The organism is Mycobacterium sp. 852013-51886_SCH5428379 (assembly GCF_001665575.1).
GTDB lineage: Bacteria > Actinomycetota > Actinomycetes > Mycobacteriales > Mycobacteriaceae > Mycobacterium.
Window position 1 is genome coordinate 54,142 of the sequence record NZ_LZSU01000023.1, and the last position, 10,972, is coordinate 65,113.

Annotated in this window: 11 protein-coding genes; 6 read left to right on the forward strand and 5 right to left on the reverse strand. The window is 70.1% G+C overall.

The window, feature by feature from the left end:
• Window positions 1-106 precede the first annotated feature (106 nt).
• On the forward strand, window positions 107-988 hold the full coding sequence (locus A5757_RS11655; RefSeq protein ID WP_066833467.1) for a glycosyltransferase family 2 protein: 882 nt from the start codon (window positions 107-109) through the stop codon (window positions 986-988).
• Between the two features lie 5 nt (window positions 989-993).
• Here the strand turns inward: A5757_RS11655 and A5757_RS11660 are convergent, their stop codons facing one another.
• Both A5757_RS11660 and A5757_RS11665 read right to left on the reverse strand, forming a co-directional pair.
• Entirely contained in the window at window positions 994-2,229 is a 1,236-nt protein-coding gene (locus A5757_RS11660; RefSeq protein ID WP_066833576.1) for a glycosyltransferase, read from the reverse strand.
• 22 nt (window positions 2,230-2,251) lie between these two features.
• Window positions 2,252-3,217 (reverse strand): glycosyltransferase, encoded by a 966-nt coding sequence (locus A5757_RS11665; protein WP_066833470.1) that lies wholly within the window; start codon window positions 3,215-3,217, stop codon window positions 2,252-2,254.
• A 133-nt stretch (window positions 3,218-3,350) separates the two neighbouring features.
• Between A5757_RS11665 and A5757_RS11670 the strand changes: the two genes are divergently transcribed.
• On the forward strand, window positions 3,351-4,232 hold the full coding sequence (locus tag A5757_RS11670) for an SDR family oxidoreductase (RefSeq protein ID WP_066833473.1): 882 nt from the start codon (window positions 3,351-3,353) through the stop codon (window positions 4,230-4,232).
• Window positions 4,233-4,299: 67 nt separating this feature from the next.
• Window positions 4,300-4,536 (forward strand): CsbD family protein, encoded by a 237-nt coding sequence (locus A5757_RS11675; RefSeq protein WP_066833476.1) that lies wholly within the window; start codon window positions 4,300-4,302, stop codon window positions 4,534-4,536.
• A gap of 67 nt (window positions 4,537-4,603) precedes the next feature.
• Here the strand turns inward: A5757_RS11675 and usfY are convergent, their stop codons facing one another.
• Window positions 4,604-4,912 (reverse strand): protein UsfY, encoded by a 309-nt coding sequence (gene usfY / locus A5757_RS11680; protein WP_066833478.1) that lies wholly within the window; start codon window positions 4,910-4,912, stop codon window positions 4,604-4,606.
• A gap of 70 nt (window positions 4,913-4,982) precedes the next feature.
• The gene (locus A5757_RS11685; protein WP_066833482.1) at window positions 4,983-5,351 is read right to left on the reverse strand and encodes a hypothetical protein; all 369 of its coding nucleotides are present in this window, start codon (window positions 5,349-5,351) and stop codon (window positions 4,983-4,985) included.
• Window positions 5,352-5,466: 115 nt separating this feature from the next.
• Between A5757_RS11685 and A5757_RS11690 the strand changes: the two genes are divergently transcribed.
• The 3 genes from A5757_RS11690 (at window position 5,467) to A5757_RS11700 (ending at window position 9,642) form a co-directional block, all read left to right on the forward strand.
• On the forward strand, window positions 5,467-6,300 hold the full coding sequence (locus tag A5757_RS11690; RefSeq protein ID WP_066833490.1) for an FAD binding domain-containing protein: 834 nt from the start codon (window positions 5,467-5,469) through the stop codon (window positions 6,298-6,300).
• Window positions 6,297-9,020 carry a molybdopterin cofactor-binding domain-containing protein gene (locus A5757_RS11695; RefSeq protein ID WP_066833583.1) on the forward strand — a complete coding sequence of 908 codons (2,724 nt, stop codon included), beginning with the start codon at window positions 6,297-6,299 and terminating at the stop codon, window positions 9,018-9,020. The genes A5757_RS11690 and A5757_RS11695 overlap by 4 nt, the downstream gene beginning before the upstream one ends.
• A gap of 64 nt (window positions 9,021-9,084) precedes the next feature.
• Complete coding sequence (locus A5757_RS11700) at window positions 9,085-9,642, forward strand: restriction endonuclease (RefSeq protein ID WP_066833494.1); 558 nt, start codon at window positions 9,085-9,087, stop codon at window positions 9,640-9,642.
• On the opposite strand, the gene lat is transcribed toward A5757_RS11700, so the two are convergent.
• On the reverse strand, window positions 9,611-10,960 hold the full coding sequence (gene lat, locus A5757_RS11705) for an L-lysine 6-transaminase (protein ID WP_066833497.1): 1,350 nt from the start codon (window positions 10,958-10,960) through the stop codon (window positions 9,611-9,613). The genes A5757_RS11700 and lat overlap by 32 nt on opposite strands.
• Between the last annotated feature and the right edge of the window lie 12 nt (window positions 10,961-10,972).

The window sequence follows — 10,972 nt, forward strand, 5'->3', positions numbered from 1 at the left end:
TCGAGTGTGACTGCAGGGCAACGACTCTGGCGTCACGCCGCCGGAACCCCCGGCCGATCCGGCAAACGCTGTTTGCGCGGCGGGCACCCGGGTACGGACGACCACCATGGGACAACGGAATCCGAGGACGACGTTCGTCATCGCCAGCCGAGATCGCGCCCCCGAACTCGCCGGTGTGGTCGAGCGTCTGCTCGACACCACCGACTGTCCGGTGGTGGTCGTCGACAACGCCTCCCGCGACGATTCGGTCGCGGTCGTCAACCGCATCGCTTCCCACGCAGCGGACCGCGTGCACGTCGTAGAACTCGACACCAACCGCGGCGCCGCGGGCCGCAACGCGGGTGTCGCGGCGAGTCGGACACCGTATATCGCGTTCTGCGATGACGATTCGTGGTGGCAACCCGACGCCCCGCAGCTCGCCGAGGAGACGTTCGACGCCCATCCCTCGGTCGGTCTCCTGGCCGCCCGCACCCTCGTGCTGCCGCGCGATGAGGAGGACGTCTTCTCCGCGATGCTGGCAGACAGTCCGCTCGGGCGCCGGCCGCATCTGCCGGGACCGTCCATCCTCGGCTTCATGTCGTGCGCGGCGATGGTGCGCAGGGCGGCGTTCGCCGCGGCGGGCGGATTCTCGGAGATCCTGCACTTCCGCGGTGAGGAGATGTTGCTCGCCGTCGACATGGCTGCGTTCGGCTGGGACCTCTGCTATCTGCCGGCCCTGGTCGCCGTCCACCAGCCGTCCCAGGTGCGCGCCGCCACGGCCACCCAGGCGGCGCGGGTGATGCGCAACGACGTGTTGACCACCTGGCTGCGCCGGCCGGCCGCGCACTGCCTGCGCGCCACGGGCGCCCTGCTCACGGGCGCTGTCCGGGATGTCGAACATGCCAGGGCCGCAGGGGAAGCCGTGCTCCGGCTGCCCGCCGTGGCGGCCGGGCGCCGCCGGCTCCCCTCGCACGTCGAACGCGCGCTGGGCGTACTCGAGTCCGCGTGAGGAACTCATCGCGACGACGCGGTCGTGGCGTGAACCGCCCGCGCCGGCTGTTCGAATCGGGTGGCGACCAGCCGGTCGTAGATGCGCTGGGTGTCCGCCGCAACCCGATCCCACGAGTAGCGGGCACGTGCGCGGTCGCGTCCGGCCGCGCCGAGGCTCTGGCGCAAGAACGCGTCCTGCAGCAGCATGTTGACCGCGTCAGCGACCTCGCCGGACCGCTTCGCGGTGACCAGGCGGCCGGTCACGTCGTGCACGACCGTGTCGAGCATGCCGCCGACGGCGGCTGCCACGACCGGGACACCGCACGCCATGGCCTCCAGCGGGACGATGCCGAACGGCTCGTACCACGGTGTGCAGGCGACCACGTCGGCCGAGCGCAGCAGTGCGGGCATGTCCGCCCGCGCCACGGCGCCGCGCAACACCAGACGGTCGGAGACGCCGAGCTCCTCGGCGAGAGCCCGTAGCCGCCGCGCCTCCGGATCGGCCTCCACGACGGACCGGTCGGGACCGCCGATGAGTACGAGTTCGGCGTTCTGGATGGCGGGCAGCGCCCGCACCACCACGTCGAATCCCTTGCGCGCCACGAACCTTCCGACGCTGACGATGCGGGACCGGTCCGTCCGCTCCGCGATCGGCCCGTCCGGGGTGAACAGATCGAGGTCGACACCGCAGGGCACCACGGACGTCCGGTTGCGGGGGCGGCCCAACCGCATCAGCTCGAACACCTCGTCGGTGCAGGTGGCGGCGACCCAGGTGGCCTGGCGGGCGATCATCGCCTCGAGCCGGAGCCGGTCCGGCGGGCTGGTGTCCTGGGCACCCTGGTGGCGGCGCTTGACCACACCGAGTGCATGGAACGTCTGCACCGCGGGAATGTCCAGCGCCCGCGCGGCCAGGTGGGTGGCCAGACCGGACATCCAGAAGTGGGCGTGAGCGATGTCGGGCCGGTCGGCGCGCCACCGCTGGTCCAGATAGTTCGCGAACGGACCCATGTGCGTCAACAGGTCGTCTTTGGGAAGCTGCTCCGCCGGACCCGCAGGCACGTGAACGACCGTGTACCCCTGCGGCGTGGTCACGTGTTCGGGCAGATCCGGGTCGTCGCGCCGGGTGTACACGCTGACCTCGTGACCCAGCCGAGCCAGCCCCGCGGACAACTCGGCGACGTGGACGTTCTGGCCCCCGGCATCGACTCCACCGAGCGCTGCCAGCGGACTGGCATGTTCGGACACCATGGCGATCTTCAACATCGCATCCTCTCCCGCGACGCTAGGCGCAGAGGTCTCCGATCAACCGGTCCCAGTCACGCAGGAACCGGTCGAGCGCGAAGTGCGCCATCGCGAAATCACGCGCCGCCTTACCGGCGGCGCACGCCGCGGGCAGATCGGTCACGAATCCACTCAGCGCGGACGCCAGTTTCTCGACATCCGCACTCACCACGCCCGCCTCGGCGGGCACCACCAACGGCGCCATCGTGGTGGCCACCGCCACGACCGGCATTCCGAGGAACATCGCTTCCAGGAGGGACAGCCCCAGAGATGTCCACCGGGGGGTGTGCAAGTAGACCCGTCGGCGGGCGAGTTCCCGGTGCAGTCCCGGGCCGGTCACGTCACCCTGTGCGCGGACTCCCGGCCATGCCCGGTCCGTCAACTCCGGCGTACCGATCCCCCACACGTCTATCGGCGCGTGGGCGCCGAGCATGGGCAGCAGATCCGCGCCCACGGTCCGCCACCGGCGCAACGGCTCGTTGATCATCGTCGCGGCTGCGGCGACCTCGCCGGTGAACTGCAAGCCGGGGTCGGCGATCCCGTGGTCGATGACCAGGGTGGGTGCCGCACCGTTGTCCCACATCAGCCGGTTGAAGTCGGTGACGTGCACGACGGGGATGTCGCTGCGACCGGCCAGTGGATGCACGCTGTCGACGGCGAAGGGCCGCGGCGCGTTGTGTTCGACGAAGACGGCTGGGAGCTCGACGCCGGGGCGCCGGCCGGTCCAGCGCTCGACGAGGTCGAGCTCCTCTGGCCGCTGCAGCAGCACCAGATCGATGTCGGCGTCGCGCAACCGGTCGGGTGGGATCTCCTCGGCGCGTGGCCAGTCCCTGCCCAGCAGACCGCGCCCATCGGCGTCCTTGGCGTCGTTGACCGGAACCAGGTAGCGGTGTTCTCCGGCCACCAGCGATTGCAGCCACGACCCGTGCACGTGCCACACGAGAATCGAGTGCACGCCGCCGGCCATGTGCCGGGCGTATCCCAACCATTCACCGGTAAACATCGAACGTTCGAGTTTTCTTTTCGTGGACAACGGTTCGCGATGTGGGCGTCTCGACCGGCCCCGTTTGGGTCGACGCGCCCCGGTTACTCCGCTCGTCATGGCTGACTCGACGACCAACCCTGTTCCGGACCCGGCACCGACGCCCGACGCCGACATTCCCTACCCCGGCCGCACGGCCGACATGTCGGACCGGCCGCGCGACGAGATGCGCGACTACCTCGGCCGCGATCTGCTGCACGGCAAGCGCGCGTTGATCACCGGCGGCGACTCCGGTATCGGCCGGGCGGTGGCGGTGGCGTTCGCCAAGGAGGGCGCCGATGTGGCTATCGCCTACCTCTCCGAGGACGAGGACGCCGAACACACCGCGCGCCTGGTCGAGGCCGAGGGCCGGACCTGCGTGCGGCTTCCCGGTGACCTCGCCGAGGCCGAGCAGTGCCGCACCGTCGTCGACCGCACCGTCGCCGAACTGGGCGGCCTCGACATCGTGGTCAACAACGTCGCCTACCAGAACCCGCAGGATTCGCTGGCCGACATCAGCGATGCGCAGTGGCGGCGGACGTTCGCGGTGAACATCGACAGCTTCTTCCATGTGACCAAGGCGGCGCTTCAGCATCTGCCCGACGGCGGGGCCATCATCAACACCGCGTCGATCAACGGTCTGCGTGGCAACAAGACGCTGATCGACTATTCGGCCACCAAGGGCGCGATCCTGGCCCTGACGTATTCACTGGCACAATCCCTGGCGGACCGCAACATCCGGGTGAACTGCGTCGCCCCAGGTCCGGTGTGGACGCCGCTGATCCCCGCCACCATGGACCAGGAGAAGACCGAGGGCTTCGGCGAGCAGGTGCCGATGGGCCGCGCCGCCCAACCCGACGAAATCGCGCCGTCGTACGTGTTCTTCGCCTCCGGCCGGATGTCGTCCTACTACAGCGGGGAGGTACTGGCGCCGATCGGCGGTGAGACCCTGCCCGGCTGATCGTTTAGCCGTTCGTGCGTTCGGGCACCCCGTTCCCAGCACGATCCGACGCTGACGAAAGGTGAGCATGACCGAGAAGAACAGTGGTCCCGAAGAAGGCATCAAGGGCGTTGTCGAAGACGTGAAGGGCAAGGCCAAGGAGACGGTGGGCACCGTCGCCGGTCGCGACGACATGGTGCGCGAGGGTAAGGCTCAGCAGGACAAGGCCGACGCTCAGCAGCACGCCGCCCAGAAGGAGGCCGAGGCCGAAGCCGCGCGCGGTGGAGCCAAGGCCGCCGAGGAGCGCCAGAAGAGCGAGCAGTAATCCGCCCAGACGGATACAAGAAGCGGCCCAACCGATTCTCGGTTGGGCCGCTTCTTTCGTGTGGTGATCAGCTGGTCGGAGTCTGACGCGGCGCGTCCGGATGTTCCTGGTGCCAGCGCTCCTCGATGTTGCGGACCCTCTTGTGCGACGCCCAGAACCACACGCCGGCCGCGATGAGGAAGACCGCGGAGATGGCGCCGAAGACGACGCCGACGGTGTGGTTGGAACTCGCGTGGGCGGCGAGCGCCGAGACGAACGACGCCAGGGCGATCCCCATCAGGATCAGCGCCGGCATGTTGGTGGTGTCTTTCATCGTCTCCCCCGCGTGCGGGCGAGTGGTCCGCGCGTGGTCGACGGGATCTTTCGGACTCTTCATGAGCACTCCTTGGTCGGCACACCTAGGCCTACCCGGCGCCCACACCGGCGAAACGGCGTGCGCTCAAGCGTCAGCCGAAGACGGCGGGACCGGCCAGCGGCGGCATGCTGGCGGCGATCACCACCAGCATGAGCGTGAGCAGCACCCATCCGGAGGCCTGCCACGCCGTCCACGTGTCGCCGCGCCGGCGGTGCTGGAGGGTGCGGGCGAACGCGCGAGCGGCACCGGCCAGCAGGATCGCGGGCGCACCGAGACCGAGCAGGGTGCGTTGGGGGACGCCGCAGGCCAGCGGGTCGGCGACCGTACCGCCGCAGGTGCTCACCCACACCGCGGCCACGAACAGAAAAGCCGCACCCAGTACCGCCACGCCGAGGGTGTACCGCACGACGTCACGCAGCTGTGCGTGATCGGACCGGACATCGCGGGGATGCTCATACATGGCACACCTACTGGGGTAAATCCTGCGCTGACCAGGCGGAAGTTCCCGTTATCCGGTTGTGATAAACGCTGCGTTGCGAGATGCGTTCCGGTCCGCGGGTGATTACCGTCGGCAGATGGACCTCGACACCGTCTCCGCGGTCCGCATGCCGGCGGCCAGGACCGAGCTGTGGCCGATGTCGCCGGGTGACGCGGTGCTCGCCGGCGGCACCTGGCTGTACTCCGAACCACAGCCCCACCTCCGTCGGCTGGTGGATCTGACCGCCCTCGGCTGGCGAGCCATCGACATCGACGACGACGGCGTCCGCCTGGCCGCGACCTGCACGATCGCCGAATTGGCGGCGTCGGCGGAGCGGTTGCCCGGCCAACGCCGCGATTGGACGGCGGCGCTGCTGTTGGGCCAGTGCTGCAGAGCGCTGCTGGCCTCGCCGAAGATCTGGCACACCGCGACGGTGGGCGGCAACATCTGTCTGTCATCGCCTGCCGGCGCGATGATCTCGCTGGCGACGGCGCTGGACGGCCGGCTCACGGTGTGGCGCGAGCACGACAGCGACGTGACCACGACAGCCGACCGCTTCGTCACCGGGCCCGGCGCCAACGCGCTCGGCCCGGGCGACGTCCTGCGGGAGATTTACCTGCCGGCCGCCGCGCTGCGCGGCCGCACTGCGCTCCGCAAGCTGGCGTCGTCGCCCCTGGGCCGTTCGGCGGTGGTCGTGATCGGCCGGCGCGACGCGGCAGCCGACGGCGGCGGCTTCGTCCTTTCGGTGACCGCGGCGACGTTGCGGCCCTTCGTATTCCGACTCGCGGCTCCCCCGCGGCCCGAAGAGGTTCGCGCCCTGCATGCTTCGATCCCGGACGACGCGTGGACCGACGATCCGCACGGCGTCCCGGATTGGCGCAGGGCGATGACCTTGCTGCTGGCACAGCAGGTGTGCCGGGAGCTGTCGTGAGCTGCTCGGTGAACGGCGAGCCGCTGCCCGGCCCGCCCCGGCCCGGTCAGTGCCTGCGCACGCACCTGCGTGACCACGGCCACTTCGAGGTCAAGAAGGGTTGTGACGCCGGTGATTGCGGCGCCTGCACCGTACTGGTCGACGGGGTGGCGGTGCATTCGTGCATCTATCCCGCGGTACGGGCCGATGGACGTGCGGTGACCACGGTCGCCGGCCTGGGCACCCCGGCGGATCTGCATCCGATGCAGCGCCGCTTCCTCGACGCCGCCGGCTTCCAGTGCGGCTTCTGCACCGCCGGCATGATCACGACGGCGGCGACGCTGACCGATGCGCAGCGGGCCGATCTGGCGCACCACCTCAAGGGAAACCTGTGCCGGTGCACCGGCTACCGAGCGATCACCGATGCACTCGAAGGTGCGGTCAACGTCGACAAGCCGACCGGTCCATCAGGCGTCGGGCGGTCGGTCAGCGCCCCTGCGGCCGTGCGCGTCGTGACCGGGACCGAGCCGTACACCATGGACTGGGCGCCTCCCGGCCTGCTGCACCTCGCCGTGCTGAAAAGCCCGGTGCCGCATGCTCGTATCCGGCACATCGACACCTCGGCAGCGGAGGCGCGCGCCGGCGTGCATCTGGTGCTGACCTACCGGGACAGCCCCGCCGTGGCGTTCTCGACCGCGCGACACGAGAGCCGCGCCGACGACCCTGATGACACCGTCGTGCTGGACCGGACAGTGCGGTTCGTCGGGCAGCGGGTGGCCGCGGTGGTCGCCGATACCGTGGCGATCGCCGAGGAGGCGTGCCGGGCGATCGCCGTCGAGTACGAGCAGCTGCCGGCGGTATCCGATCCGGAGCGGGCGCGGTCTCCGGGGGCTGTCGCGCTGCACGGCGACAAGGACGCCGACGTCGCGCGGATCGCCGATCCGGCCCGCAATCTCGTCGCCGAAGTGCACGGCGGCAGCGGCGACGTCGAGGCCGGGGTGGCCGCAGCGCTCGCGGCGGGCGGCGCGGTGGTGCGCCGCCGCTACCGGACCCAACGGGTGCAGCACGCACACTTGGAGACCCACGGATGTACGGGCTGGCGAGATGACCACGGCCGCCTCGTGATCCGGACGAGCTCACAGGTGCCGTTCCTGGTGCGCGACGAGTTGTGCCACATCTACGGCCTCTCACCCGACGGGGTACGGGTGGTGACGGCCCGGGTGGGCGGCGGCTTCGGCGCCAAACAGGAGATGCTCACCGAGGATCTGGTGACGTTGGCGGTGCTGCGCCTCGGCCGGCCCGTCCGCTACGAGTTCACCCGGGCCGACCAGTTCACCTCGGCGCCGTGCCGGCACCCGTTCCGCGTCGATGTGACCGCCGCCGCGACGCCGGAAGGGGCACTCACCGCCCTGGGTATCGACGTGCTCAGCGACGCCGGCGCGTACGGCAATCACAGCGCCGGGGTGCTGTTCCACGGCTGCAGCGAATCGCTGTCGGTGTACCGGGTGCCGAACAAGCGGGTCGACGCGCAAACGGTGTACACCAACAACATTCCCTCCGGCGCGTTCCGCGGCTACGGGCTCGGCCAGGTCGGCTTCGCGATCGAGTCGGCGCTCGACGAACTGGCTCAGCACCTCGATGTGGACCCCTTCGCGCTGCGCTTGCGCAACGTGGTGGTGCCCGGCGACGGCTTCGTCGACTTCCACGCCGACCACGACGATCTGGTGTTCGGCAGCTACGGCCTCGACCAGTGCCTCGAACTGGTGCGCACCGCCCTGCGCTCTGGCGGCGGGCAGGCACCGCCCGAGGGGGGACAGTGGCGTATTGGGGAGGGCATGGCACTGGGAATGATCGCGACGCTGCCGCCGCGCGGTCACTTCGCCGACGCCTCGGTGACGGTGTCCGCCGACGGGGTGTACACGGTGCGGGTCGGCACCGCGGAGTTCGGCAACGGGACGTCGACGGCGCACACGCAACTGGCCGCCACCGAACTCGACACCACCGCCGACCGGGTGCAGCTGCACCAATCCGACACCGACGCAACGCGTCACGACACCGGCGCCTACGGCTCGGCGGGCACCGTGGTGGCCGGCGGTGCGGTCGCCGCGGCCTGCAGGCAACTGCGCAGCCGGATCCTGTCGGCCGCGGCCGAGCACGCCGGCGTCCCGGTGACCGCGTGCGCTCTGGGACCACAGGGCGTGCAGTGTGGGGAACGATTCGTCGAGTTCTCCGCCCTGCCCGCGGATCTGACCGGCCACGGCCACCACGACGGTGACCCGCGGTCGGTGGCATTCAACGTGCAGGGCTTCCGCGTCGCGGTGGACACCCAAACGGGCCGCGTGGAGATCCTGCAGTCCGTGCACGCAGCGGACGCGGGCGTGGTGATCAATCCGGAGCAGTGCCGCAGCCAGGTGGAAGGTGGTGTGGCCCAGGGCATCGGATCAGCGCTCTACGAAGAGATGCTCATCGGTGCCGACGGCGCGGTGCGCACCCGTGACTTCCGCAGCTACCACATTCCCCAACTGGCCGACGTGCCCGTCACCGAGGTGTACTTCGCCGACACCTATGACGACCTCGGACCCCACGGGGCGAAGTCGATGAGCGAGGCGCCCTACAACCCGGTCGCACCCGCGCTCGCCAATGCCATCGCCCGCGCCTGCGGTGCGCGGCTCACCGAACTGCCGATGACACCCGCGCGGGTGTGGCGTGCGCTGGCGCACGACCGCCGATCGGAACGCTGACAGGCGGCGACACCGCCCGCGGCGGGTGCTCGGACCTGTCGGTCGCTGCCCTTACGATCCGGCCATGACCCACAGCAGCTTCCGCACCAAGCTGTTGGTCGTGCTCGCCGTCGCCGCGGGTCTGACCGCGCACCTCACCGGCGCCACACTCCAGACCAGCCTCGCTGTCGGCGTCGCCGCCCCGCTGCTGGCACTGGCCGCGCCGAGGTTCGTGCGCGGCGCGATCGCCGGCGCCACCACCCCGACCGAACCCGTGGCGCAGATGTCGGGCACCGAGTTCGAGGACTACATCGCCGGCATCGCGCGCTCGTGCGGTGTGCCGGTGATCATGACGCCGGTCACCGGCGACTGGGGCGTCGACATCATCGTCGGCACCCGCCCGAACCGCCTTGCGGTGCAGTGCAAACGGCAGTCCCGGCCGGTCGGTTCCGGCGCCGTCCAGGAGGTGGTCGCCGGCGCGTCGATGCAGGACTGCGTCAGGACGATGGTGGTCACCGACAACGACTTCACCCCGGCGGCACGCAGGCTCGCCGAACACCACGGGTGCGAACTCGTCGGCGGCGCCGACCTGCCCCGGTTGCGGTCGACGATCAGAAGGCTGACGACCGGCGTACCGCCGTGAGCGCGTCGCACACCGCGTCGACCGCGGCGTCGATGTCGGCCCGTCCCACCGTCAGCGCGGGCCGGAACCGTACCGAGTCCACGCCACTGGCGAGCATGATGACGCGTCGCTGCCACAGTTCGCGGATCAGCGCGTCGCGCTCGGCGGACGACGGCAGGCTGAACGCGCACATCAAGCCACGGCCGCGTACGTCGAGGACCAGACCCGGGAAATCGCTCATCAGCCCGTCGAGCCGGTCCAGCAGATAGCGGCCCGCCCGCTGCGCATTCGACAGCAGATCCTCGGACTCGATCACCTCGAATATCCGGCGCGCCCGCACCATGTCGGTGAGGTTGCCACCCCAGGTGGAGTTGATCCGCGAGCTGACCGCGAAGACGTTGTCGGCCACCTCGTCCACGCGGCGACCTGCCATCACGCCGCACACCTGGGTTTTCTTGCCGAACGCCACCACATCGGGCTCGACGTCCAGCTGCTGGAACGCCCAGGGTGTGCCGGTGATCCCGCACCCGGTCTGCACCTCGTCGAACACGAGCAGGGCGTCGAACTCGTCGCACAGCGCGCGCATTTCGGCGAAGAACTGCGGGCGGAAGTGCCGATCTCCGCCTTCGCCCTGGATCGGTTCGGCGATGAAGCAGGCGATGTCGTCGGGGTGCGCCTCGAACGCCGCCCTGGCCTGCCTCAGCGATTCGGCCTCGACTGCCGCAATGTCGGCGTTCGGCCGTAGGTACGGTGCGTCGATTCGCGGCCAGTCGAACCGGGGGAAACGCGCGACCTTGTTGGGGTCGGTGTTGGTCAGCGACAGGGTGTATCCGCTGCGGCCGTGGAACGCGCCACGGAGATGGAGTACCCGCGAACCGAGGCCGGGGTCCAGACCCAGGGATTCGTTGCGCCGGCTCTTCCAGTCGAATGCCACCTTGAGGGCGTTCTCGACCGCGAGCGCCCCGCCGTCGACGAAGAACAGGTGCGGCAGCGTCGGCACCCCGAGCACGCGCACGAACGTGTCGACGAATCGCGCCATCGGCACCGTGTAGACGTCGGAGTTGCTCGGCTTGTTGACCGCTGCGCCCGCCAGTTCCTCCCGGAACGACGCGTCGTCGGCGAGCGCCGGATGGTTCATGCCCAACGCCGACGAGGCGAAGAACGTGAACATGTCGAGGTACCGGTCGCCGGTGCGCGCGTCGACGAGATACGAGCCCGCCGACCGGTCGAGATCGAGGACCAGGTCGAGTCCATCGGCCAGGATGCTGCGGGCCAGCACGTCGTGGACATCGCGCGGCTCGGGGACGGCTCCGGAGGGGCGTACGAGCAGTTCGGTCATGCGGCCATAATA

Coding starts and splice junctions, on each gene's coding strand:
- A5757_RS11700 (WP_066833494.1), top strand. CDS start 9,085: ATGACCCACAGCAGCTTCCGCACCAAGCTGTTGGTCGTGCTCGCCGTC.
- A5757_RS11675 (WP_066833476.1), top strand. CDS start 4,300: ATGACCGAGAAGAACAGTGGTCCCGAAGAAGGCATCAAGGGCGTTGTC.
- A5757_RS11655 (WP_066833467.1), top strand. CDS start 107: ATGGGACAACGGAATCCGAGGACGACGTTCGTCATCGCCAGCCGAGAT.
- A5757_RS11665 (WP_066833470.1), bottom strand. CDS start 3,217: ATGGCCGGCGGCGTGCACTCGATTCTCGTGTGGCACGTGCACGGGTCG.
- A5757_RS11690 (WP_066833490.1), top strand. CDS start 5,467: ATGGACCTCGACACCGTCTCCGCGGTCCGCATGCCGGCGGCCAGGACC.
- A5757_RS11685 (WP_066833482.1), bottom strand. CDS start 5,351: ATGTATGAGCATCCCCGCGATGTCCGGTCCGATCACGCACAGCTGCGT.
- usfY (WP_066833478.1), bottom strand. CDS start 4,912: ATGAAGAGTCCGAAAGATCCCGTCGACCACGCGCGGACCACTCGCCCG.
- lat (WP_066833497.1), bottom strand. CDS start 10,960: ATGACCGAACTGCTCGTACGCCCCTCCGGAGCCGTCCCCGAGCCGCGC.
- A5757_RS11670 (WP_066833473.1), top strand. CDS start 3,351: ATGGCTGACTCGACGACCAACCCTGTTCCGGACCCGGCACCGACGCCC.